The sequence below is a fragment of the Fibrobacter sp. UWB15 genome, from assembly GCF_900177705.1.
In the GTDB taxonomy this organism is placed as follows: domain Bacteria; phylum Fibrobacterota; class Fibrobacteria; order Fibrobacterales; family Fibrobacteraceae; genus Fibrobacter.
In genome coordinates, this window is sequence record NZ_FXBA01000005.1 from 97,171 (window position 1) to 122,101 (window position 24,931).

The 24,931-nt window shown below is 51.0% G+C and carries 21 protein-coding genes; 14 read left to right on the forward strand and 7 right to left on the reverse strand.

Annotated elements, in window-relative coordinates; all coding sequences use genetic code 11:
* Positions 1-111 precede the first annotated feature (111 nt).
* The 5 genes from pilM to B9Y58_RS09025 are packed head-to-tail and all read left to right on the forward strand — an operon-like array spanning position 112 to position 5,998.
* Complete coding sequence (pilM, locus tag B9Y58_RS09005; RefSeq protein WP_073055669.1) at positions 112-1,257, forward strand: pilus assembly protein PilM; 1,146 nt, start codon at positions 112-114, stop codon at positions 1,255-1,257.
* On the forward strand, positions 1,257-1,874 hold the full coding sequence (locus B9Y58_RS09010; protein ID WP_073055667.1) for a PilN domain-containing protein: 618 nt from the start codon (positions 1,257-1,259) through the stop codon (positions 1,872-1,874). Before pilM ends, B9Y58_RS09010 begins: the two co-directional genes overlap by 1 nt.
* Positions 1,867-2,466: a type IV pilus inner membrane component PilO gene (locus B9Y58_RS09015; RefSeq protein WP_072797131.1), complete on the forward strand. Its 600-nt coding sequence runs from the start codon at positions 1,867-1,869 to the stop codon at positions 2,464-2,466. Before B9Y58_RS09010 ends, B9Y58_RS09015 begins: the two co-directional genes overlap by 8 nt.
* On the forward strand, positions 2,463-4,460 hold the full coding sequence (locus B9Y58_RS09020; RefSeq protein ID WP_073055665.1) for a hypothetical protein: 1,998 nt from the start codon (positions 2,463-2,465) through the stop codon (positions 4,458-4,460). Before B9Y58_RS09015 ends, B9Y58_RS09020 begins: the two co-directional genes overlap by 4 nt.
* 5 nt (positions 4,461-4,465) lie before the next feature.
* Entirely contained in the window at positions 4,466-5,998 is a 1,533-nt protein-coding gene (locus B9Y58_RS09025) for a secretin N-terminal domain-containing protein (RefSeq protein ID WP_233247893.1), read from the forward strand.
* Between the two features lie 117 nt (positions 5,999-6,115).
* Here the strand turns inward: B9Y58_RS09025 and holA are convergent, their stop codons facing one another.
* Both holA and greA read right to left on the reverse strand, forming a co-directional pair.
* Positions 6,116-7,087 (reverse strand): DNA polymerase III subunit delta, encoded by a 972-nt coding sequence (holA, locus tag B9Y58_RS09030; protein WP_073055663.1) that lies wholly within the window; start codon positions 7,085-7,087, stop codon positions 6,116-6,118.
* Between the two features lie 3 nt (positions 7,088-7,090).
* The gene (greA, locus tag B9Y58_RS09035; RefSeq protein WP_072797134.1) at positions 7,091-7,555 is read right to left on the reverse strand and encodes a transcription elongation factor GreA; all 465 of its coding nucleotides are present in this window, start codon (positions 7,553-7,555) and stop codon (positions 7,091-7,093) included.
* Positions 7,556-7,654: 99 nt separating this feature from the next.
* Between greA and argJ the strand changes: the two genes are divergently transcribed.
* The 5 genes from argJ to B9Y58_RS09060 all read left to right on the forward strand — a co-directional run bounded on the left by argJ (position 7,655) and on the right by B9Y58_RS09060 (position 13,817).
* Positions 7,655-8,872 carry a bifunctional glutamate N-acetyltransferase/amino-acid acetyltransferase ArgJ gene (gene argJ, locus B9Y58_RS09040; protein ID WP_073055661.1) on the forward strand — a complete coding sequence of 406 codons (1,218 nt, stop codon included), beginning with the start codon at positions 7,655-7,657 and terminating at the stop codon, positions 8,870-8,872.
* A 106-nt stretch (positions 8,873-8,978) separates the two neighbouring features.
* Positions 8,979-10,154 carry an iron-containing alcohol dehydrogenase gene (locus B9Y58_RS09045; protein WP_073055659.1) on the forward strand — a complete coding sequence of 392 codons (1,176 nt, stop codon included), beginning with the start codon at positions 8,979-8,981 and terminating at the stop codon, positions 10,152-10,154.
* A gap of 69 nt (positions 10,155-10,223) precedes the next feature.
* Positions 10,224-11,240 (forward strand): SDR family oxidoreductase, encoded by a 1,017-nt coding sequence (locus tag B9Y58_RS09050; RefSeq protein ID WP_073055657.1) that lies wholly within the window; start codon positions 10,224-10,226, stop codon positions 11,238-11,240.
* A 46-nt stretch (positions 11,241-11,286) separates the two neighbouring features.
* Positions 11,287-12,855, forward strand: a complete 1,569-nt coding sequence (locus B9Y58_RS09055) for a toxin-antitoxin system YwqK family antitoxin (RefSeq protein ID WP_143154668.1) — start codon at positions 11,287-11,289, stop codon at positions 12,853-12,855.
* Positions 12,852-13,817 carry a toxin-antitoxin system YwqK family antitoxin gene (locus B9Y58_RS09060; RefSeq protein ID WP_073055653.1) on the forward strand — a complete coding sequence of 322 codons (966 nt, stop codon included), beginning with the start codon at positions 12,852-12,854 and terminating at the stop codon, positions 13,815-13,817. Before B9Y58_RS09055 ends, B9Y58_RS09060 begins: the two co-directional genes overlap by 4 nt.
* Positions 13,818-13,838: 21 nt before the next feature.
* On the opposite strand, the gene B9Y58_RS09065 is transcribed toward B9Y58_RS09060, so the two are convergent.
* The 4 genes from B9Y58_RS09065 to B9Y58_RS09080 all read right to left on the reverse strand — a co-directional run bounded on the left by B9Y58_RS09065 (position 13,839) and on the right by B9Y58_RS09080 (position 19,098).
* Positions 13,839-16,244, reverse strand: a complete 2,406-nt coding sequence (locus B9Y58_RS09065) for an excinuclease ABC subunit UvrA (RefSeq protein WP_233247894.1) — start codon at positions 16,242-16,244, stop codon at positions 13,839-13,841.
* 119 nt (positions 16,245-16,363) lie between these two features.
* A complete protein-coding gene (locus B9Y58_RS09070; protein WP_073055649.1) occupies positions 16,364-16,945 on the reverse strand; it encodes a hypothetical protein in 582 nt (193 codons plus the stop codon).
* 95 nt (positions 16,946-17,040) lie between these two features.
* The gene (locus B9Y58_RS09075; RefSeq protein ID WP_073055648.1) at positions 17,041-18,027 is read right to left on the reverse strand and encodes a YihY/virulence factor BrkB family protein; all 987 of its coding nucleotides are present in this window, start codon (positions 18,025-18,027) and stop codon (positions 17,041-17,043) included.
* A 12-nt stretch (positions 18,028-18,039) separates the two neighbouring features.
* Complete coding sequence (locus B9Y58_RS09080) at positions 18,040-19,098, reverse strand: hypothetical protein (RefSeq protein WP_073055646.1); 1,059 nt, start codon at positions 19,096-19,098, stop codon at positions 18,040-18,042.
* A gap of 84 nt (positions 19,099-19,182) precedes the next feature.
* On the opposite strand from B9Y58_RS09080, the gene B9Y58_RS09085 reads away from it, so the two are divergent.
* A complete protein-coding gene (locus B9Y58_RS09085) occupies positions 19,183-19,914 on the forward strand; it encodes an OmpA family protein (protein ID WP_233247895.1) in 732 nt (243 codons plus the stop codon).
* A gap of 51 nt (positions 19,915-19,965) precedes the next feature.
* On the opposite strand, the gene B9Y58_RS09090 is transcribed toward B9Y58_RS09085, so the two are convergent.
* Complete coding sequence (locus B9Y58_RS09090; protein ID WP_073055643.1) at positions 19,966-20,799, reverse strand: CvfB family protein; 834 nt, start codon at positions 20,797-20,799, stop codon at positions 19,966-19,968.
* A 130-nt stretch (positions 20,800-20,929) separates the two neighbouring features.
* Between B9Y58_RS09090 and radC the strand changes: the two genes are divergently transcribed.
* The 3 genes from radC (at position 20,930) to B9Y58_RS09105 (ending at position 24,871) form a co-directional block, all read left to right on the forward strand.
* Entirely contained in the window at positions 20,930-21,634 is a 705-nt protein-coding gene (radC, locus tag B9Y58_RS09095) for a RadC family protein (protein ID WP_073055641.1), read from the forward strand.
* A gap of 162 nt (positions 21,635-21,796) precedes the next feature.
* Positions 21,797-24,505: an OmpA family protein gene (locus B9Y58_RS09100; protein WP_073055640.1), complete on the forward strand. Its 2,709-nt coding sequence runs from the start codon at positions 21,797-21,799 to the stop codon at positions 24,503-24,505.
* Between the two features lie 111 nt (positions 24,506-24,616).
* Positions 24,617-24,871, forward strand: coding sequence for a hypothetical protein (locus B9Y58_RS09105; RefSeq protein WP_073055638.1), 255 nt, complete (start codon positions 24,617-24,619; stop codon positions 24,869-24,871).
* Positions 24,872-24,931: the final 60 nt, after the last annotated feature.

Below are 24,931 nucleotides of genomic sequence, written 5' to 3' on the forward strand. Positions count from 1 at the left end.
AAAACGAGCCTAAGTAGTTCATTTTCAATGACTTAGATTAATTTTTCGCTTGACATTCTGCTTTTATAAAGGTAGAATTAGTAAGGAAATGTTTTACAATCGGAGTTAACTTTGGCTTTAGGATTGATTTCTAAAATCCGTGGCTTGCGCGAGACTGTTGGTATTGATGTTGGTCATTACAGCATCAAGTATGTCAAAGTCTTGCACGGCGCGAGCGGGAACAAGATTGTTTTAGACGCCGACTTGGAGCGTGTGCCCGATGGATGTATCGTAAATGGTGAAATCCAGGTACGCGAAGGGGATGCCCCTACCGATAAGGACGGTAAACGAGAAAAGGATGGCGCTGAACTGCTCGCCGAGGCTATGGCGAAGCTTTTAATTCGTCACCCCATCGATGACTCCTGTGATGTCGTGGCCTCCGTCAATTGCGGAGCCGGTGCCGGTGGTGTGCTGGTGGATCGCGTCTCGGTCAAGGTGCCTAAAAACGGAAATGAGGCCGCCATTATTCTTCAGACCGCCCAGTCCCGTCCGCCCTTCGATGACCAGGACAACGTGATCGACTACGAAATCTATTCTCGCGAAGGTGACGATGTCAAGGTGAACGTGGTGGCCGCAAAGAGTGCCTTGTTGGACTCTTGGGCGCAGTTCTTTAACCGTCGCGGGCTCAAACTGTCGGCGTTGGATGTCGATATTTTCGGCTTACTGAATGCTTATGTGGCAACGGTTGAAGACGTCGAAAAAGACAAGACGGTTGCTATCTTCAATATTGGCGAAAAGAAGATGAGTGTTGCCTTTGTGCAAGACGGCCAGTTCCATTCCATGCGTGCCATGGCCGGCGGCTCTTTGGATATGGTGGTCAGCAAGACTTGCATGAATTTGGGCATTGATTCTGAAAAATGTCACGAAATTTTAAGCAAGGGTGATCTGTCCGTGGTGGACGGATTCTCCGAAGCTGAAGTCGAAGCTGCGCTCCGACTGGCATACGAGGACCTGATGGCGCAGATCGATATCGGTATCCGCTACTTCTCGTCTTCGGAAGATTCCAAACCGCTCGACAAAATCTTGTTGGGTGGAGGTGGAGCCTCCGCCCCTGGTCTGAAGGAATTCATTGCGGAACATTCCGGTATCGAAACCGATACGGTGAACCCGTTCAGGCTTGTTCCTTGCGATTCTAAGGTGTTTGGCGAGGGTGGTCTCTCGGTTGCTCTCTCCAATATTTACGCCCCTGCGTTGGGCTTGGCAATGAGGAAGTTCTAATGGCGTCTACGAAAAAAGAAACCACAAGAAATGCCTTGGCCATTTCCATTAACTTGCTTCCGCCGGAATTCCGCAAGAAGCAAAAGGACTTTTCTTGGATTACGGACCGTCGCATCATTTGGCCGACAGTTGCACTGCTTGTTGCAATCGTTGCTGTGGTCATGTTGCAAGGCTATGTCAATGAAACCATTAGCGGTCTGAGCACTGAACTGACGCGTGTTCAGGAAGAAGTGGAACGTGAACGTCCGCTGCTTTCCAAGATTAGCGACTTGGAACAGAAACAGGGCATTGTCAATACCAAGATCAATGCTCTCAAGTCCATTCAGGTGAGCAAAAAACGTTGGGTTATTTTGTTCGAAAACATCTCGTCGGTGCTTCCGCCTAATATGTGGATTACGAGCATCAACCAGATGGGTGAATTCGATCTTGAAATGCGTGGTGTAACCTACGATTTCTCGGAAGTCGCCGAATACATGGTGAAGCTCGAGAAGCAGGTGAGCATCCAGTCGGTTTCGCTGGTGACCATCTCTACTGCGAAAGTGGATGGAAAAGAAGCCTATAATTTCACCATCAAGATAGTTCTCAAGCGAGATCTTGGGGAGGGTGATAATGGGTAAGATAGATCTAAAAGACAAACGAAACGTCTATGCCATAATCGTGTGCCTTCTGATTATGGCAGCCGCCCATTTAGTGTATAACTATGTTTGGGATCCGTTTACGTATCAGCGTGAATCCTTGGAACGTGATCTCCAGTCGGCTCAGGCAGAACTGGACAAGATCAACGCCAAGAAACATCGCGTGGCTGAACTCGAAATGCAGCTTGCTCAGGCTGAAAAAGATTTCGAAAAGCTGAAGGAAATGTTCCCCGAAGAAGAAAAGGTGCCGCTGCGCTTGCAGGACCTTTATGCGGTGATTCGTAGTTCCATGGTGCAAATCCAGAAGTTCAATCCTGAAGGGCGCGCCGAAAAGGAACACTACATCGAAAACCGTTATTCCATAGCGGTCAATTCGGGTTACCACATGCTGGGTTACCTGTTTGCAGAAATCGCAAACTTCAATTACCCGACTGCCATTACAAACCTTCGCCTGAACCGTTATTCGGGTATCAAGGCCGAAGTCGAAAAGTCTGAAACTCACGGCTGGACTCCGATTACCATGTCGGTCACGTTCAACCTGACGACGTACACATCGAAGAAGGTGGGCAAATGATGAAAATTAAGATTCTTCTTTTTTTGCTTGCCTTTACGGCTTTTGCTAGCGCCGCCCAAATCAAGGATGTGCGTTTCGATTGCAATGCAAAGGGTTGCCAGGTGGTGTTTGCCTTTGCTTCCGATAAGAACTTGCCGACATTCTTCCAGAAGTACGATGCTGCTTCCAAGAAATTGACGGTGGGTTTCTCTGAAACGACGTTTGCTCTTGGCGAAGGCGATTACGATGTAGATGCCAATTCCAAGTTCGTTAAGTCCATGAAGGTCTTTAAGGATGCCTACAAGGGTCTGCCCTTCTTGAAGATTGAAATGGATGTTGGCGCTGCCATTACGTCTGACAAGAACGAAATTGCTCTCGACAAGTCCAACTTCTTGATCAAGCTCAAGAGCAAGGGCGGTAAGTCCTGGACGCTTTCGAAACTCTTTGCAGACCGCAAAAAGGCTGCCGAAAAGCAAGCGGCTCTCGACAAGAAGGCTGCCGCCAAGGCCGCTCTCGAAGAAAAGAAGCGCTTAGCCGAAGAAAAGAAGGCTGCTGAAAAGGCTGCCCTTGAAGAGAAAAAGGCTGCCGAGAAGCGTGCTCTTGAAGAAAAGAAAGCCGCTGAAAAGCAGGCTGCTCTCGATAAGAAGGCTGCCGCCAAGGCCGCTGCCGAAGAGAAGAAGCGCTTAGCCGAAGAAAAGAAGGCCGCTGCGAAGGCTGCCGCTGAAGAAAAGAAGCGTCTGGCTGCCGAAAAGAAAGAAACTGAACGCCGTGCCCTTGAAGAGAAGAAGGCCGCCGAGAAGGCCGCTCTCGAAGAGAAGAAGCGCTTGGCCGAAGAAAAGAAGGCTGCTGAAAAGGCTGCCCGTGAAGCAGAAAAGCTTTTTGCCGAACAACAGAAGCAAATTGACAAGGCCGTTCTCGAAGGCGGCGCCATTTCCGCTCTGCTTCCGGGACTCAAGGAAATGACCGTGCTCATCGGTTCTGGCTTGGAACAGTTCCGTATCGTAGCAGACGAAGCGATTGACATCCAGAATGTCTCTAGCGTTGACAAGAACAATACCTTGACGATTGGCCTTGCCGGCCCTCAGAAGTCCCCCATTTTTAGAATCGGTGCAGGTTCTTTGGTGAAGTCTGTAACGTGGGGCGCCAACGGTCTCAAGGTTCAGTTGAAGGGCTCTGCACAGCCTGCTATCTTGGTGCAGGATGGCGTGTTTGTGTTGCAGATTGCCGAAAAGGGTATTAACAAGGATGGCTTTATGTTCTGGTCCGCTCAGCCCAAGGGCATCTATGTGCGTGACTGGCTGAAGCCTGCAGACGATAGACCCAACTTCGATTCCTTCGTGAAGAATTTAGATAAGGGCAGCAAGAAGATTATTTCGGGCTCCCAGACATTCCACCTGCGTCCGATCGTTCGCGAATTGATTGTGGTTGCAGACGAAACGGAATTCTATGCCGCTCCCAATGAAAATTCCCAGGTGATGCAGCGCCTTGTTTTTGGCGACCGTTTGGTAAGTCTTGACATGAAAGGGCAGTATCGTAAGGTTCAGTCTGGCAACAGGGTCGGTTATGTTGACCGCCGTGCCGTGGGCTTCTTTGATGAACTGTCTTCTGTTCAAGAAGAACGCTTGAAACAAATTGACAAGGAACGCGGTACCAACCTTGCTGGAAACGCGATGCCGGTTGGCAGCCAGCTCGATGGTCTCTACGAAGACCGCGTGACTTACAGTTCCTTTGGCCGTCGTGATCCCTTCGTAGAAGTGGATGGCCTTGTGGAAGAAGGTATCAATATTGACCAGGTTGAACTGGTGGGTATTATTTGGGAATCGGATGTGCCGGTCGCAATTCTTGTTGAATCCAAGAATCCGTCTATCTCGTACACCGTTAAGGAAGGCGACAAGATTCTCAACGGTAAAGTTTTAAAAATCACACAAACTGACGTACTCTTCCTGATTCAGGAATTCGGGGTGAGCCGTCGCTACTCCATGGGTCTTCCCGATAAACTTGGGGGTCAAAAGTGAAAAATATGACAAAAATCCTTACTATTCTTCTCTTGGTGGTGGGTCTCACTACTGCATGGAGTGCTCCTGCTGAAGGTTCGGTGCAAACCCCGAATAAGAAGTTGTACGATTTCAGTTTCGTTGACATGAACTTCGAAGCCGTATTCAGCTCTGTTTCCGTGATTGCCGGTGTGGACATTATTCTTGCTCCCGAAGTCAAGGGTAAGACAAGCCTCAAGGTAACCAAGAAGACTTGGCAAGAAACGCTCGACATTATCTGTAGCATGAACGACTTGACATGGATCATCGAAGACAAGTATATCTTGATTCAGCGCTCTGCTACATACCAGGCGAAACAGAAAAAGATTGCTGACGAAGAAGCTCAGGCCGAGCAGAACGCTCCGCTGGTTCGTAAAAACTTCCAGGTACACCACGCCAAGGCCGAAGAACTGGTGAAGGTGCTGGAAAGCATGAAGTCTAACCGTGGCCGTATTACGACGGTGGAACGAACCAACTCCATTATCGTGTACGATACCGATGGCAAGATCGAGCAGATGGAAAAGGCTTTGACCGAACTTGATGTGGAAACGCTGCAGATCATGATTACCGCAAAGCTTGTGGTTGTGAACAGCGAACGCGCTCGCGAACTCGGTGTGGACTGGACCGCCAGAATGGGTACCACGGCTTTGACTCCGGGAACGGTTTCTACTCCGCAGGGTAGCGGTGCCGGCGACACCCGTACCAGTGCTGCCATTCATTCTTTACCGAACGGCGGTTCCTCTCCGGCTGTGGGTTCTGCAACGACTGCTATTACCGCAAGCTTGCTTGACAATAACTTGCAGATTGCCATTTCCAACATCATGGGTGACGCTTCTACTGAAGTGCTCGCCAGCCCGCAGGTTTCGACTCTCGACAATACCGAAGCTCAGGTGTTCATGGGCGACAAGGTTTCTATCCGCGTGATAGACGATAGCGGTGAATCTTCGACGCAGCTCGTGGAAACCGGTATCAAGTTGACCGTGACCCCGCACGTTTCTGGCGACAACCGCATTTTGCTTGACTTGCACCCGGAAAACAACTCCTACGGCTACGACGAAAAGGGCCAGGTGGTGATCAGTACTCAGGAAGCCAAGACCAAGGTCGTTGTGGCTGATGGTGAAACCGTCGTGATCGGTGGCCTTACCCGTAACGAAAATACCGAAAGTGAATCCGGTATTCCGTTCCTGAAGGATATCCCGCTTCTGGGTAACCTCTTCAAGTACACCCGTAAGGCTGTTACCAAGCGCGACCTGATTATTTTCGTGACTCCGCGCATTATCCGCAACTATGTGGGTTCTGTGGAACTTAATGAAGTTTCTGACGCGTTGGAAGACGCTCCGCAGGCCAAGAAGGTGAATCGCACTCCGTCTGCTGAAGCCGCCGATGGTGAAACTCCTATTGTGGAACCCAAGCCGAAGCAGGAACCTGCTCAGGAAAAGGCTTCCTCTTCTGAAAAGTCTGCAACTCCGGCTCCTGACGCTCCTGCACCTAGCGACGACGAAGACGAAGGCTGGAACTAATAGTTGGCTGAACTTAGAACTTAAAAGAAATGCCTCGGATAACTCCGAGGTTTTTTCTTGTTAAAGGATTCTTTGTTCTGCTTACTGCCAACTAAGTTTTGCTAACAGCCTACTGTACTATCTCACTACAAGTGCGGCGAGGGCGAGTTCCTGGCTGGTGACGGTCCAACTGGAACTCTTGAATTCGTAATTGAGGTCGGCGAGGCGGCGAATGACTCGGCAAAGGAGCGGTTTTCCCCAACGGCGGCAGCATTCAGCTGCGTTGCCTTGCTTGCAGAACATGAAGTAGTTCTTGCCCAAGGCCTGTGCGGCATCTTCGGCACTCATTTTTTTTGCTGTGAGCGACATAAAGTTGAGCAAGTCTACTGCGTGGCTGTAAAGGGCGTTTACGATGCGAATGGCGTCATTGTCTTTGTTGCCGTAAAGGATTTCATGGAGCTTGCGGGTGTAACCTACGGCATCTCGCATTCCAAAGTAGTTCAGAATCTCGTAAGGCGGAATTTCACGGCGGGGCGTAATCATGGTCTTCACGAGGTCGAAGGTAATCTTGGTGCAGTCAGGGTCGTAGATTAAAGCCTTTTCCAGTTCTTCGCAAACGAGCTTGGTGTTGGTGCCCAAGGCGTCGGCCAGGTACTGGCTGGCGGCGGGCTCGATCGGCTTTCCGAAGTGGGCGGGCACATTCGATGCAATCCATTCCTGCATCTTGTACTGCTTGGGTTCTTCGTACTTTTCAATCTTGCCGACTTTTTGCAGAATCTTGTAGAGTTCCGAAGTCGCGCGGAGTTCGTCAAAATCGAGCAGCAGCTTGCAATCGGGGGCGTCTTTGAGCCAGCGGGCGAGTGCCTTGGATTCATCGGCCTTCATGGCGTCTGCATTGCGGACGACCACCGCCTGTTCCGGCGCAAACATCGAAACGGCGCCGCAACTTTCCATAATGAGCCCGGCTACCGACGGAATGTTCGTATCGGAAGCATACACAATCTGCTTTGAAAGCGGATCGTTCTTGCGGTCTCCAAGGGCATCAGTCAGGAACTTGTCTGTCTGCTTGTCCTTGGAAAACTGGTCTTTGCCGATGAGGGCTAGAATCATAGCTTACTTGAAGTCGACGATTTCGAAACGGTTCTTGCCCTTGGGGGTCACGACTTCGACAATTTCGCCCTTCTTTTTGCCCATGAATGCGGAACCCATGGGGCTCTTGAAGCTGATTTTGCCGTTCATCGGATCAACGCCTTCGGGGCTCACCAACTGGTAGACCACTTCCCTCTTGGTAGCGAGGTTTTTAGCGGTGACGGTAGCGCCAAAGCGCACGGTGTCGGAGTTTGCGTCGAATTCAACGATAATTGCATTGGAAATCTGGTCTTCCAGCTTGGGAATTTCCAGGTCGATATGAGCCAGCATTTCCTTGGCGGCGTGGTATTCGGCGTTTTCGCTCAGGTCGCCTTGCTTGCGGGCTTCTTCCATTTCATCTACAACGCGGGGACGTTCGACCTTTTTGAGGAAGGTGTAACGTTCAACCAGCTTGTCGTATGTTTCTTTAGTACAGGGTGTTTTAGCCATGACCTTAAATTAGAATTTTTTTGTGGGGCAGAAGCAGGGGGTGTTCAACATTGTCGCATTTTTCTATAATTTAGGGTGAAAAAAACAATAGGAGATACTATGTACACTGTATTGGAAAAAGGCGGCGTTTGCTCCCCGAAGGGCTTTACCGCGTCTGGAATTTGTGCAGGCATCAAGGCCAGCGGTAACGCTGACATGGCTCTTTTGAAGAGTGAAAAGGCTGCACGTTGCTTTGCCGTGTTTACAACGAACAAGGTGAAGGCTGCTCCGGTGCTTTACGACAAAGCCGCCCTTGAACATGCCCACTTTGCCTCTGCCGTTGTGGTGAACAGCGGTAACGCAAACGCCTGTACCGGCGAACAGGGCCTGCGCGATGCAGAACGCATGGCTGTCCTTACCGAAGAAGCCTTGAAGCTTACTCCGAAGAGCGTGCTCGTTTGCAGCACCGGTGTGATTGGCCACCTGATGCCGATGGACAAGATTGAAGCCGGTATTCCGAAGCTTGTGGAAAAGCTCCATGCCGACGCTTCCGAAGAATTTGGCCGCGCGATCCTCACGACTGACCTTGCTCTCAAGAGTCATGCCGTTGAAATCCAGACCGAAAAGGGTGTGGTGACGATAGGTGGCGCCTGCAAGGGCTCGGGCATGATTCACCCGAACATGGCCACGATGCTTGCCTTTATTACTACCGACCTTGCTTTGCCGATCGATTTCTTTGCTGAATTCCGCGCCGACATCGCCGACTCCTTCAATGCGATAACGGTTGATGGCGACACAAGCACGAACGACACTTGCATTCTTTTGGCAAACGGCATGAGCGGCCTCAAGTACGAAGACTTGACGCTCAGCGAACAGGGTGAATTCCGCGCTGCACTCATGCTTGTGATGAAGGAACTGGCCAAGGATATCGTTCGCGACGGTGAAGGTGCAACCAAGCTGATTGAACTTTGCATCGAAAAGGCCGAAAGCCACGAAGAGGCTTTGCGCATGGCCCGCTTTATTGGTACGTCTAACTTGGCTAAGTGCGCTATGTTCGGCGAAGACCCGAACTGGGGCCGCATTTTGAGCAGCGCGGGTAGTAGCGGCTGCAACATGATCGCCGAACAGACGGACCTTTTCTTTGGCGACGTGCAGGTGCTTTCTAACGGCCGTCCGGTGCAGCTCGACGAAGAACAGACCAAGGCTCTGCGTGCGGTAGTCTGCCAGCGTGAATACAAAGTAACGCTCGTCCTTAACATTGGGCACGCAAGCGCAAGTGCGTTCACTTGCGACTTGAGCTACGACTACGTGAAGATCAACGCAGAATACACAACGTAATAAGACCGCTCGGCGTGTTTGGTTCCTTTTGTGAACGAAATTCCTGTGAAAATCCTGCTTTCGGGCGGGATTTTCTTGTATTTTTACGGAAAACAAGAGGAAAAACATGGATAATTTCAACTTCTACAGCCCTACAGAATTCGTATTCGGTATGAACCGCGAAAATGAATGCGGTGAACTCGTTAAAAAGTATGGCGGCACCAAGGTGCTGATTCATTACGGTGGTGGCTCTGCCGTGCGTTCGGGACTTATTGACCGCGTGAAGGCAAGCCTCGATGCTGCTGGAATCCCGCATGTGGAACTCGGTGGCGTGAAGCCGAATCCGCACGATTCGCTCGTGTACAAGGGTATTGAAATTGTCCGCGAAAATGGGATTGATTTTATTTTGGCGGTGGGCGGCGGCTCTACGATTGATAGCTCCAAGGCCATTGCGATGGGTGTTCCCTACAAGGGCGATTTCTGGAATTTTTACGAGGGCAAGGCCTCGGCGACAGCGGCACTCCCGATTGGCGTGGTGCAGACGATTGCGGCGGCCGGTTCCGAGGGCAGCGGCGATTCCGTGATTACCAAGGAAGACGGTATGCTCAAGCGGGGGGCCAGCAGCGAACACATTCGTCCGAAATTCGCGGTGCAGAATCCGGCGCTCCTTTGCACGTTGCCTGCCTACCAGACGGCTTGCGGCATTACCGACATCATGGCCCACGTTTTTGAACGCTACTTCACGAATACGCTCGAAGTGGAAATCACCGACCGCCTGTGCGAAGCGGTGCTTTTAACGATGGTGAAGGAGGGGCCGCGCGCCATTGCCGACCCCGCCAACTACCAGGTGCGTGCGAACATCATGTGGGCGGGGACGGTAGCCCACAACGGTGTTGTGGGCTGCGGGCGCAGTCAGGACTGGAACAGCCACGCCATCGAACATGAACTTTCGGCGCTTTATGACTGCGCCCATGGCGCGGGCCTAGCAGTCATCATGCCTGCCTGGATGGAATACGTCGTCGACCACAACGTAATGCGTTTTGCGCAGATGGCGACGCGCGTGTTCGGCTGCGAGATGAATTTCGAGAACCCGAAGGCCACAGCCCTCGAAGGCATCAAGGCTTTCCGCCGTTTCTTGCATTCCATCGGCATGCCGATTAACTTTGCAGAACTCGGCGCCAAAGAAGAAGACATCCCGAAGATGGTGGAAAAGCTGGGTCCGGGCGACGGCTGGGGATTTGTCCCGCTCAAGGCAAAGGACGTGACTGAGATTTACAAAATCGCCGCCCACGCGACGCTATAAAAGTAGACAGTAGGAAGTAGTCGGTAGACAGAAACTTCCTACTTCCGACTTCTAACTTCCTACTAAACTATGAACGCACTTTTTATCGGCGGTACGGGAACTATCAGCATGGCCATCACGCGCCTTGCAGCATCCCAGGGCTGGAAACTCTACCTGCTCAATCGCGGGAACCGCCCCGCAGAAGATATCCCCGCAGGGGTTGAAATCATCAACGCTGACATCTACGACGAAGCTGCTGTTGCCGAAAAAATCAAGGGGATGCAGTTCGACGTGGTCTGCGACTTTATCGTGTTCCACCCGAGTGCGCTTGAACGTGATTACCGCCTGTTCAAGGGAAATACCAAGCAGTTCATGTACATCAGTTCTGCGAGCGCCTATCAGAAGCCGCTTTCGGATTACCGCATTACCGAGGGCACGCCTCTCGCGAATCCGTACTGGGAATATTCCCGCAACAAGATTGCGGGGGAGGAATTTCTAATGCGCAAGTACCGCGAGGAAGGTTTCCCGATTACGATTGTGCGCCCGAGCCATACCTACGATGAACGCCATATTCCGCTGGGCGTTCACGGCAAGAACGGCAGCTGGCAGGTTGCAAAGCGCATGCTCGAAGGCAAGCCCGTGATTATTCACGGTGATGGCACGAGCCTCTGGACCATGACTTTCAATACCGACTTTGCCCGGGGCTTTGTGGGCCTGATGGGGAATGTTCACGCCATCGGCGAAACGTTCCAGATTACAAGCGACGAGACGCTTACCTGGAACCAGATTTACAAGGCGGTTGCCGATGCGCTCGGTGTCGAACTCAAGCCTTACTACGTGTCTTCGCAGTTCCTTGCAGATGTAAGCGATTATGACCTGCTCGGGAGCCTCATCGGCGACAAGGCGAACTCCGTGGTGTTCGACAATTCAAAACTCAAGCGCGCCGTGCCCACGTTCCGCACCGAAGTCCGCTTTGATGAGGGAATCCGCCGCACTATCGCAAACGTGCTAGCGCATCCGGAATTCCAGAAAGAAGATCCCGAATTTGATGCTTGGTGCGATAAAGTGATTGCAACGCTGGAAGCTGCGAAAGCTGCTTTGAGGTGATTTTTTTTGATTACATCAACAATTCTTTTTCTATTTTGAAAACGACTTGTTTTATTTTTTAAGAAACATCATATTTGTCTTGGGAATTTTGCTCCTTGCTAGTTGTGCAGGGGAGAGTTCGTCTACACCCAAGCCCCGAAATGTTTTATTTAAGAGTGATTATTCCGATGGCTCGACGGAACTTGAAGTTCTTTATAGGAACGAAGCCCGCGTAAGCCTGAAATATTTTTATCCGTCGGGAAACATTCATACCGAAATTGATTCATTCGGGAATTATAGGCAGTATTTTGCGGATGGAAAATTGGCAATGGAGTTTGCCGAAAAAGACGGCAAAAAAATCGGTGACGAAAAAATATACTACTCTACGGGATCGCTCCGCTCGATTCTCAAGTATAAGGACGGTATCTGTTTTCTTCGTGAAGATTTTTACGAAAACGGGACGATGAGTAGTTCCTGTAAAATTTTGCGGGAGCCTAAGCGGCATGAAATTTGCCAGACCTTCTACAAGTCCGGAAACAGGCGAACGGTTACAACAGATGATGGTCATCGTACCTACTATTATGAAAGTGGGGCTCTTGAAAAAGAATCCGTTTATCGCGGCGATACGTTGGTCGAGGAACGCGAAAACTATCCGTCGGGCAACCCCAAACGAATTGCAAAATACAACAACCTGGTTCCGAAGGGTTGCCGTTACTGTGCTTTAGAAACGGAAGTGTCCTATTATGGCAACGGCAATATGATGGATTCCTGTTACGTCGAAAAGCCTCTCAGTTGGGACGGAAAAACGGATAAGGGACTGTTTCGTGCTTGTAAGAAATTCTATGAAAATGGCAATGTTAAAAAGTCTCCCGTTTACGAAAATGGTAATTTGTTGGAATCGAAGGAATATTATTCATCGGGTGAGTTGGAAAAATATGTGGCTTACGATGGTATAGGCCCCGAGGGAAAAAACACTGTAGAAATACGGTATCGAAAAGATGGAATGGTGACGGATTCTTGTTTTATAAGTCTTGGCCGTATGGTCTGTAATTGCTACCGTAACGATGGCTCGCCGTCTATTCTTTATACGGAAAGAGACGGTGTGCAGCGTGTTCAGGAATTTTATGCCAATGGAAGTGTGGAATCGTCGAAATATTATAGTGCAGATGGTGAACTCGCCCGAGCCCATTACGATATAAAGGGAACGCTGAGAGATACTTGCTTTTCGCTTTACCATGAAAAAGACCGATTTGATGTATGCAGTTACTATGAAACTGACGGAACACCTCGTACGGTACAGATGGTGGTTGGAGATACCATCTTTGAAAAGAGGTTCAACAGGGCCCTGCTAATGTCGGAATGCGCCATCGTGTGGCGAGGCAAGGAATATGAATCCCGCCGTTGCAGGTCCTACTATAAAGATGGGATATTAAGGGATTCTTCTATTAGAATCCAGAAGCCGGATTCCATTTTTTTCCAGACTTATGGATGTGATAAAGAGGGAAAATTTAATCGGTATGCGGAAAACCGCTATCGGAAAAATGGAAATGTAGAACAGAATGACGATAAGTATTGCAAAATTGTCAATGGCGAATTAGTCGATTGCAGAGAAGAGCATAGGAGGAGGGAAGAATGAAGTATGGAAACCTCTTGCTTGCTCTGGTGTTGTTTTCCTCGGCCTGTTTGTTTGGCGGCTGTTCTGGAAAAGTGAAGGATAAGCGGACTGTAGATCCCAACGATGTGCGCATTGTCTTGCGTAAAGGCGCAGATGGAGTTGTATGCAGAACAGTCCATATCCTGAAAGATCATGGCGGCGTCATGACGTGCCGCGATTCCAGCGGGACTCTTGTGCAGATGCGTGATTCCTATTATGCAGTCCCCTGGGGGCGAGACATCTTGTATTATCCGAATGGGCAAATCAAGTCGGAGTCATTTTATGAATCGATGTCTGCGCAGCCTGCTTACCGAAAAGAGTTCTTTGAAAATGGTAGCTTGAAGTATTTTGAAGATTCGGTTGGCTCAAGAACCTATGACGAAAACGGTCGCCTGCTTGAAGCCGATACGGTGGCGGAAAATTGGCGGTATAACCGCCGCGTCATGCAAGATGGCTCCTTCTCGGTGGACAAGAGGTCGCTGGACGGGGATTCTTCTTATTGGGCAAGATATTCACCCAATGAAGTTTTGCTTTCCGAAGAGTTCCGTTCTTCTAAAGGATGGTGGCGCAAACGGTACGATTCGACGGGAGTTCTTTATTATTCAAAATCGGAAATCGAAAGTTTGAAGGTGGAAACCGATTATTACCCCGACGGAAAAATCTGGATGAATAAGGTTTTTGTAATCGGAGAATCGGCGTGGGGAAAGGGCCTTTTTGTGTTGAAGGAATTCAAGGAATATACCGAAAACGGGGTGGCGCTTCGCGAGTATGATTTGAATACGGCGGATACGAAATCTGAGCCGGTGTGTCATTTTCGCAATGCTGCTGGGGATACTCTCGCTTTCCCGGAACCGCGTGAAAAGGATCCCTACAGTTTGCGTGAAAGCCGCGGTTACAAGCCGTTATATGCTTTTGTTGATAGCGGCACTGTGCCTGGGCGGTAATCTACTGTCTTCTCGGCTACTTTATCGGCTCAGTTCCACCACATAATCGGCGGCGTTTACGAAGTCTTGCGCATGTTCGATGGCGATGACGGTGTGGCCCGCTTCGGTGAGGCCGCGGATTAAGTCAAGCAGATGCTGGATGTCCTTTTGATGGAGCCCGCGGGCGGGTTCGTCGAAAAGGAATAGCGTATTCGGTGCTTTTGCTCGGGCGAGCGCAATGGAAAGGCGGAGCCTGGCGCGTTCACCGCCGGAAAGGTGCGACGTGGTTTGCCCGAGTTTCAGGTAGTCGAGGCCCGTATCTACAAGGGGCTTGAGCTTGTCGGCGAAAGGCTTCATGTTAATGAACAATTTGTAGGCGTCGCCGACTTCTAGGTCATAGATGTCGGCGATGGAAAGCGACTTGAAGCGGACTTCGAGAATTTCGTCCTTGAATCGCCTGCCAAGGCACACGGGGCATTCGGATTCTTCGTAGCCCGCGGGGTCGAGGATGACGCCTTCGCCCTTGCAGTTTTCGCAGCGGCCCCCGGGGGCGTGCGTCGCGAACTTGCTGGCGGTGTAGCCGCGGACCTTGCTTTCGGGGAGTTTTGCGAATAGGTCGCGGAGAATCGTGTTCAAGTTGATGGCCGAGGCGACGGTACTGCGTCGGTTCCCGTGGAAGTCACCTGTCGAAAGGATCGATAGCGCCTGGATGCCGAGACTTTCGAATTCGCCCTTGGAGGCTCGTGGGGCGAGGTTCTTGAAGAAAATCGTAGACTTGCCGCTACCGCTCTGGCCTGTGATGACGCTGAACTTTTGAATCGGAAAATGCGCGGTGACCGGCTTCATATCGAACATCGCGAAGTTCTTGATATCGATGGCCGCGGCGTTTTTCTTTGGAACCTTCGGCTTTCTCTCGTCTCTCGTCCCTTCGACAGGCTCAGGGCGGGCTTTTCGTCTCTCGTCTAGGAACTTGATCCAATTCCCCGTGGGTGATGCCGGATTGCCAAGAACTTCTTTTGCGGTTCCTTGCAGCAGAATTTCGCCGCCCTTTTCGCCGGCGCCAGGTCCCATTTCAATAATCCAGTCGGCTTTCTTGATGAGGGCTGGGTTATGGTCAATAAGGACGAGCGTGTTTCCGCGGGACTGCACCTTCTTTAAAACTTTCCAAAGGGCTTCCACATCGCTCTGGTGGAGTCCGCTGGCGGGTTCGTCGAGGACAATCAGGAGGTTGTTCAGGTGTCCGGTGCTGAGGCTCGAAAGCCGAAGTCTCTGGACTTCGCCACCCGATAGGGTGGCGCCTGCACGCCCTGCCGTGAGGTAACCGATATCCAAATCGACAATCGCCTGGATGCGGTCAATTAAAGTGCGGAATGCGGGCTGCTGCTTTGCCGTCAGTCGGTTGTCGAACAGGGCGTGCAGCCGGCTTTCGAGTTCCGCGAAGGGCGTGTTCAAGATGTCTTGCCACGTGGTACGGATTTTGCACGGCTCATCTTCACTTGAAATGCTTTCAATCGCCGCGTTCAGAAGATTCTGCTTGAGTCGAAGCCCCTTGCAATCAGGGCATTCTTCGCTGTTGTCGCCGTCTTCGATGATTCCGGTGCCGCCACATTTTTCGCAAACGCTCGTGCGGGAATACGGCGACAAATCTTCGGAGGCAAGCGGTCTAGAAAGTTGTGCCCCATGTTCCGGGCAGCGCGGCACCGTGCTGAAAAGTTTGCGGTTTCCGTTGATGTCTAGAATCAATTCGCCGTGCGTGAGCTTCAAGACTCCATCGACTGCTTCGGCAATGCGGGTGCGCGTGTTCTCGCGGACAATCACGCGGTCCACGACAATAAAGAATTCCTTCGGGACAATCTTCTTTTCGTTTTCAGTCAAGTCGGCAAGTGAATAGCTGACATCATCTGCCATGGCTCGCGTAAAACCTTGCGCCAGGAACACTGCCGCCAGTTTATCAAGACTTGTTTTGCCTTTTGGCGCTCTTGTATCCTTCTTGTCTTCCCGGACTTGATCCGGGATCTCCTTTTCTATCCTCGCAAAAAACTGTAACTTACTCCCTTGTGGCAAACTCGCAATCTCGCGAATCATATCTTCGCGACTCATGCTTTCCATGGGCTTTCCGCAAACGGGGCAGGCAGGCTTTGCATACGCTGCAAACAGGGCGCGCAACGTGCTGTCGCATTCCGAGATGCTGAGCGCATAAGCCTTCGCAGGCGTTTCTCCGTGGCTCGGGCCTACGGCTAGGCTTGCGGGCAAACCTTCGGCGCTATCTAATGGAATAATGCGCCGACCGCCTAGCAGTTCCGCTGCAAATGGCGAGAGTGTTTCCAGATAGCGACGCTTGGATTCCCCGTGCAGGGTATCAAGTACAAGCGTCGACTTTCCGCAGCCCGAAGGTCCGCACACCACCGTAATCTTGCCCAGCGGGAACTGGGCATCGATATTCTTCAAGTTGTGCAGCCTACAGCCGCGTATGGATATGAAACTTAAACCAGCCACTAGTTACCCAGTTGGTAATGTGCAATGTGGAATGGATGACTTCACATCTCGCACTTCACATTTCACATCGTTTATTCTCTGATGGTAAATCTCAGTTCGCCGAACGGGGTGCAGAAATCCAAGTTCTCGAGGCCGTTGGTTTCGATGCCAGAGAACATGCGGTAACCGCCGCCAATCGAAATCTCAAGCATCTTCGTGACGCGGTAGTTAAAATGCACGGCCATGTCGGCGGTAAAGAAGTAGTCTTCGGATTCAAAGGCTTCGTCGTCCGGTTCCATTACATAGAGTGCGCCGCCACCGATTTCGATCGGCACCGAAATGGAAAAGTCGTTGATGCGCACCGGGAACAGTTCCACGAATCCGCCCACAGACATATACTTGATCATCTGCTTTTCAGCGACGTTGTAGTTGCGCACGTCGCTCAAAAGTCTAGACACCCACACACCCGTGGAGAGCAGAGGGTTGATGTCGAGACCGATGCGGAGGTTCGCGAAAATGGCGCCGTCGTCGGCCACGAGTACGTTTCCGCCACTCACGCCGATGAATGCCTTCAGTCCGTCGTTCGACTTTTCTTCGGGAGAATACTTTACGCTCTGCAGTTCTGCGTTTGCAAAAGCCACCAGGGCCACAATGAGCAATAGAATCTTTTTCATAATCAAAGTCCTTTTTCTTACAATGTATAAAAAAAAACGGCAAATGGCTCTAGGCCAGATTGCCGCTATCTTAATTCTGAAATCCGGAAGCCGAATTACAACCTGTCTTTGGTCATGTTCAGACCTTCGGCAGGGCTTCCTTCCCAGTTCCATATACGGTCTTTGGATTCGGGCCAGGTGCAAATCGTCCACACCACGGAATTTCCGCAGAGGACTATGGTCCAAATGCCGAATACCAAGAAAAGGATGAGAGGAATAAAGGCGAGCGAACCGTAGAAAATAGACATACGGGTCACGAGTATGGTCTGGATAAGCATCAGGATCTTCACGTAGATGATAATGCAAATCCATGCGAGAACGGTAATGCCGATTGAAGAGACAAGCAACTTTTTCTTGGTGTAGTTCTTGGGGTCCGGTCTGGCGGGGAGCGCGTACAGGGTCAAGAAGATAACCAAGAGGAATGCGCCGTGAAAAGTCAAGTACCAGAAGGCGTTAATGAGCCTCTTGAGAACCGACGGATCAAAGTGCAAACCGTCAACCACAATGACCGAAAGCGCATTTTGGAGGTAGTTCACGAAACCGGCATACAGACCGATAATGCCTGCAAAGATAAGCAGAAGCGGGGTGTAAATGCGAATCTGCTTGTGCAGCGGGCGAGACACCTTGTTTTCCCACACCACGTTGAAGTTCGATTCCAGACTGCCAAAAGCGAGAATGAACGTGATGAAAAGACCCATGGCGCCGATAAATCCGAGTTTGCCGATGGGCACGTGTTCCGCATTCTTCACGATAGTGATAATCGGGTCGACTGGCCAGTCGAGATCCAGGAACGAGAGCAAGTGCGGCAGGTAGTCCGAGAAAAAGTTGCCGAAACCGACCGCGATCGTAATCGAGGTCAAGAGAATCAACAGCGGAACGACCGCTAAGAAGGTGGTGTAGGTCAGGGCTGCAGCGCGGGTAAGTCCGTGAAAGTACAGAAAGGATTTGCCTGCAATAATCGCAACCTTGACAGGGGTCACGGAACGTTCGGCAATGTAGTCGAACATTCGCTCCCAGGAAAATTCTTTAATCCAATTTGGCATTACGAACAAGAATTACTTGATGGTGCTGGTCAGGCGGAAGGCGAGACCCACATCGGACATTTCTTTTTCGCTGTAGACGCTAAACTGAATTTTGGACTTGCCAATACTCTTGACGTAGGCGACGGTCCATGCCCAGTCGTCGTAGGTACCCTTGGGGGAACCATCGAGGTTGTCACGCTTGTTGATGTATTCCCATTCCACCATGAGGTGGCTCATCAGGGTGTTCATGATACCGCTGTTCGGGGCGAAATCCAAGCCCAGGTAGAACGGCTGGAAGTAGATGCCCGGCTGGAAATACTTGGATTCGGGGGCGATATAGTTTGCGACTTCGGTGTTCAGGTTGTCGTCCTGGGTGTAAATGCAGGCGTATTCACCGTAGCCACGGAGAATCGGGAGGAATTCGTAACTGGCGTAGGCAGCCACACGGTGGGTAATGTAGGCTGTGTTCTGCACCACGTCGATGGCGTTAGAACGGTAGGCCACCTTGACTTCCAGAGGGAAGGTGAATTTCATGTCGTCTTCGATACGGACGTAGCCCTGGTTGGCGGTGCCGTTCTTGGCGGCCACCATGGCGCTCAACTGGTTGAGGCCGTTTTTCCAGCCCATTTCAACAGCGTTGTGGCTGTAATCGCGCATCCAGAGACCGCGCTTGGTCAAATCTTTGTCGACATAGGTACCGAAGTTGGTAGATTGAGACCAGTCGGTCTTCCAGCGACCGATTTTCAGGTTCAACTGATTGTTTTCGTTAAGGGCCCACTTGTAGTTCACCCAGTAGAGGTCAGCAAGAATCTTGTCGTAGCTCGTGGTCTTGCCGTCGCCGTCCTTGACCTTGTTGCCGAATTCCGGGGCAAAAATGCGGAGCATGATGGTTCCGTCCAGGTTTTCGCTCTTGTACTGACCGCCGATGTTGGCACGGATCCAGCCACTGCTGAAGTTGTTGTCTTCATCGGCAATGGACTTGGTGACCTGGGTCTGTACGTTACCCTTGAGTGTCATATTGTCGGTAGCATCAGCGGCGAAAGCGGAAATGCCCATCGCGAGAGCGGCCACTGCGATTTTCCTGAACTTCATGTTTACTCCTTGAAGGTTTTTTGTTTTCGTGTCCAAATTTAGAATATTTTTTCTACTTTTGCCCCAAATTTCAAGGAGTGTTCCGTGAAACGGTTTCGTTTTGGCGTTTTGCCCGTTTTTAGCGCAGTTTTGTGTGTAAATCTTTTTTCGTCTTTTGCGTTTGCTCGTGATTTGTTGCCCAACAAGACCCATGCTGTACTGACAGTGACATACACTAACAACCAGGATGTGCCGCAGGCCCATAAAAAACTGACTTTTGTGGGGCAGAACGATCCCAATAAGAGACTGACCGTGACTACGGATGCAGAAGGCGAAGTCACGTTCCACATTCCCCGCGAAGAAACTTATACGATTTACTGCGAAAGCGTTACAGGACCGTTTGATTGCGGAACGTCTCCTTATGTGTCGCCGACGGCAAGTACGGGTGGCATTACGGTGGTGTTCGATGATACCCGTGTAGAATTGAAGGGCGTAAACTTCAAGGCGGGCAGCGCGGAACTCGAACCGGAGTCCATAGAAATTCTGGACAAGGCGGTGGCAGGAATATTGAAGAATCCCCTGGCTCACATTGAAATCCAAGGCCATACCAGCTCCGAAGGGGGCGATGCCTTTAACCAGACTCTCTCGGAACAGCGAGCCTATACGGTATTCCTTTACATGGTCGAACACGGTGTTGACCGCGGGCACCTTTCGGCAAGCGGTTACGGCTCCAGCCAGCCCAAGGCTTCGAATGCGACCGAAGAAGGCCGCCGAAAGAACCGCCGTATCGAACTTCGCGTGCTAAACGACAACGAAGTCGAAGTGGAAGTGAAGTAGTTTGCAGAACTTAGTAATGCAATCTGCCAACTGCATTCTGCCTACTGCCAACTAATTTTTACGGAAGCCTTCGTCGGAAAGAAGAATCTTTCCTTCGCGGAAGAGCGTTCCCAGAATTTTCTTGAAAGTCTTCTTGGACATGCCGAATTCACGGCGAATTTCTTCGGGATCGCTGTGGTCGCCGTAAGGTAAGAAACCGCCTGCTTCTTCGAGCTTTTGCATAATGGCGGCGGGGCTTTCGCTCTTCATGATTCCCTTGTAACCTACCGGAGTGAGATTCAGGGTAATCTTGCCGTCTTCGGTAAAGCGCTGGATATAGCCTGCCATGGTGTCGCCGATGTAAATGCGCGGCGTACCCTGTGTGACCATGAGGCGGCCTGTGTAGCGGTAATCTACCAGAAAATCGATGTGGTCGCGGGTGACTTCGTAGGCGGCGAGCTGGACTTTTTGACCCAGGTGCAGTTCCGAGGTGTCGGGGTCCAAAAAGCTCTTGATTTTTTCGGTGGCCACAATGCGGTTGCTCTTGTCGTCTTCGAGAATGTACACGACGCAGCGGTCGCCGCGCCTCAGTTCACCGAGTTGCTGCTTGTAGGGGAGGAACAAGTCCTTGTTCAGACCCCAATCCAAAAAGGCGCCAATGCGGTTCACGTCCTTGACTTCGAGTACGGCAAATTCGCCGACGGTAGCGTAAGGTTTGTCGAGAGTGGCGATGGGGCGGTCTTCGGAATCCATGTAGACAAATACGTCCAGGATTTCACCTTCTGTGAGGCTGAATTCTTCTTTTTTGCCGGGGAGCAGCACGCGCCCGCCGGTTTCAAGTTCCAGGTAGTAACCTTGGGGCATGATTTCCTCTACCCGGGCGCGGTTGTATTTGCCTAATTCCATAAGAGACCTTCCGTTCAAGTGATTTAAACCAAAAATAGAAAAAGTGCAGGGGAGAACAAAGGGGCTATTTTGAACCGTTTTTTCAATTTTGACGTATATAAAGTAGAACCCTCTTACAAAAGGTTGTTTTATGAACCCTAATCAAATGATGTTTTGCGACAAATCGGCTCGGATTATCTTGCCCCGCGAAAAAATCGAAAAATATGGGGCGTCCGCCCTCACGAACGAAGAATTGCTCGCCTTGATTCTTGGCAGCGGAAACCAGGATTGCAATGTCTTTGAACTTTCGCGCCAATTGGCGGATTTTCTTTCGGACCAAACCCAGGTGCCTACGTTAGATAAAATCCGCGAAATCAGGGGCCTTGGCAAGGTAAAGTCGGCCCAGATTCTGGCATGTCTTGAACTTTCGGGCCGTTATATTCTGAGTTCCAAGTCGAGTCCGATAATGGCTCCGGAGGACTTGATGACAAGGCTTTCGTTTTTGAAATACGAGGAACAGGAGCATTTGGTTGTGGTGACCCTGAATTCGGTCAATTGCGTCATCCGGGTGCATGAAATTACGACGGGTCTTGTCAACAAGACTCCTGTACACCCAAGGGAAGCTTTTGCCAAAGCGATTGAAGACCGTGCCGTTTCAGTGGTTTTTGCCCATAATCACCCTTCGGGTTCGCTGGAACCCAGTTCGGAAGATTTGGCCATTACGCGGGTGCTCTGTGCTTCGGGAAGAATCCTCCAGATACCCGTTCTGGACCATGTCATTGTGGGGAAGGGAGGGCTTACCAGTATCTGCCGCATGGATCCCGGAATGTTCGAAAAGACGTTTAGCCCAGCCTAGAACAACTTCTTATAAAAATATTACAATTCGTCCGTTGTGTGATATTCATTAAATTTCAAAAAAAATGCACGTTTTTGGGTTGTTTTTGGGACTAATAAGTTATATTTACATTAGTTAAATCGGGTGGCTTTGTTTGGTAGTCGCCCTTTATAAGGAGATGCTATGAATAAGGTAGCTATGGGTCTTGCCCTTGCTTTGGCGGCTTCCGCCTTTGCTGGACATCCCCAGACAATCAACAAGGAAGGCTTTGTGGGTGTGAATAAGACCCAATCTGCTCAGTCCCTTGGCCATTCCAAACTAGTGTTTACCCTTTTGGGCGATATGACATTCAATAATGACATGTTCCCGAACAGTGATGACGGCGCAGCTTTGCGTGAGTCTTATGTCGACGGAGGCTTGTTTGCTCAACAAAGAGATGCCGAGGTAGGCGATTTCTTGGGCGGATCGGCATATATCGGTTTTGCCATCGGTATTTGGCATTACTTCGATATCGGTGTTACTTTGCCGGTTTACTACGATCAGTTCACCGCAGAAGATATCAATGGGAAGGGCGATATTTCTAACACGAAGGTTGGCTATGTTGGCAACCTGAAGGGTGATGTCAAGATTCGTTTCCCGCTCCCCGAAGACCAGGTCTTCGATATTGCCGTGTTCGGAGGCGTGACTGCCGGTACGGCCAATACGACCAAGCAGGGCTTGTGGATTCGTGAACCGGAATACATCAACAAGAAGAACGGCATTGCTTACCCCTTCGGAAACAAGGTGACTACCATTAAGGGTGGCCTTGCCGTGACGATGGATGTGAGCAAGCTGGACGGCGGTGATGGATTCCCGTTCTTGCTCCACTTGAACGGCGGTTATCGCTATGCGATGAATTCGGATTACCAGTCCCTTCCGTTCATGAGTGCAGCCGCTGAAATTTATTTCCTCGAATTCATGTCCCTCTTTGCAGAATTCTACTGGGATATCCAGCTGGATGACTATGAATACTGCTTGGGTAGCCTGTGCACCGCCAATGGCGATGGCAAACTTGACATGAAGCAATTGACAGGCGCCTTGGTGTTCCACCTGCCGGTGGGCGTCGATATTCACTTGGGTGCTTCTTATTACATCGGAGCTGACAAGTACCTGTCCGGTGTTGAAGTCCTGAGAGACGGCAACCGTTCTGGCGCCATTGCCGAAGCTTGGGCTATGGAAAATGGTGCCATGGTTAAAGATCCTGCCACCGATGGATACATGACGACCTACGTCGAAGCTGATGCAGTTCGTGCCGACCGCATTCGCGTGAACCCGCAGTACACCGTTTACGGCGGTATTACTTGGAGCGGCTTCCTCTTGGCTCAGGACCGCGACGGCGATGGTGTTACGGATGACGAAGACAAGTGCCCGGACGATATCGGCCACCGTTTGAATCAGGGTTGCCCGCTGGGTAATCCGGATGCTGACGAAGATGGCGTTTGCGATGCCTGGGTTGCCGAAAAGGGCTTCGAATCTGAATTTGTTGATGTTTGCGAAGGCGTTGACCAGTGCCCGAACGAAGCTGGCGAAGGTGACGATGGTTGCCCGCTCGATAATCCGGATGCTGACGGTGATGGCGTTTGCGATGCATGGGTTTCTCAGAAGAAGATGACCAAGAAATTTGCTAGCGTCTGCGAAGGCATTGATGATTGCCCGGCCCAGGCTGGTTCTCCGGCATTCAACGGTTGCCCGACCAAGCAGCCGGACCCGGATGGTGACGGTCTCTGCTCTCCGTGGGTGACTGACGAAGGCGTCATGAATGAATTCGCCGACATCTGTAAGGGTTACGATATGTGCCCGGGTGAAGCCGGTTCTGCTGCCAACAAGGGTTGCGCATGGGATGATCCGGATGCCGATAACGACGGCCTCTGCGACCCGTGGGTGACCGAAAAGAAGATGGGCTTCTACTTCGAAAAGGCTGCTGAAGACGAAGCAATGGCTAAGGAATGGTTCATTGACAAGTCTTGTAAGGGTATCGACAAGTGCCCGACCGAACTCGGCCCGGCTACTAACGAAGGCTGCCCGCTTGGCAACCCGGATACCGACAAGGACGGCCTCTGCGATCCTTGGGTGACCGAAAAGAATATGCTCGACCAGTATGACGGTATCTGCGCAGGCGTCGACAAGTGCCCGACTGAAGCCGGTGAAGCCTTTGCCCAGGGCTGCCCGATGGAAAGCCCGGACCCGGATGGCGACTCCCTCTGCTCTCCGTGGGTGACCAAGCAGAAGATGCTTGACCAGTTCGCTGAAATGTGCCGTGGCTACGACCGTTGCGAACTCGAAGCCGGTCCTGAATGGAACAAGGGTTGCCCGATTGAAGACGATCCGGACCCGGATAAGGACGGCGTCTGCTCTGAATGGGTTGCAACCAAGAAGCTCCAGAAGGAATTCGAAAGCGTCTGTACCGGTATCGACCGCTGCCCGGATGAACCGGGTGACGACGGCCATGGCTGCCCGAAGAAGGCTGTCGAAAAGCTCGATGGCGTGACCTTCAAGAGCGGCAAGGCTACCTTGGAATCCAACGCCAAGAAGATCCTCCAGAACGTGGCTAAGAAGCTCGTGAACGAAGACAGTTACAAGGATCTGAAGATCGTGATCCAGGGGCACACCGACAACGTGGGTAAGGAAAAGACCAACCAGAAGCTTTCCGAAAACCGCGCTAAGGAAGTGATGAAGGTGCTCACCAAGGCGGGCGTCAAGAAGGATCGCATCAAGGCTATCGGTATGGGTTCCAGCTGCCCGGTGGATGACAACAGCACCGCCGAAGGCCGCGAAATGAACCGCCGTATCGAAATGCACTTCGTAACGCCGGATAACGACGGTACCCAGTGCGAAAGCAACTTGGTTCAGTAATCTTCGCTAACCTTTGAATAAAGTCCCTGGCATACCGCCGGGGACTTTTTCTATCTTAATCAAAAATCTCTTCCTACTTCCTACTGTCTACTTCTAACTTCCTACTCCTCTATGACCAAACTCGACGAAATTCTCCAGTCTCTCAATGCTTCGAACCATGACCTCGTGGAAATGCTCCCAGCCAATTTGAACCACAAGATGGTGCAGAAAGCCCGTCTCGGCAAGAAGCCTGTTCCGAAACATACTCAGGACCTGATTCTGCAGGCGCTGAACAAGTATCTGTTGCAGAATGCCGTTACCGAAGACAAAAAGGTGAAACAGTACAAGCGCGTGGAGATATTTGGAGAAGTAGACAGTAAACAGTAGGCAGTAGACAGGGATGGTTAGGCGACTTTGCCGCAATTAAGACCCTTCAACGACTAGTCA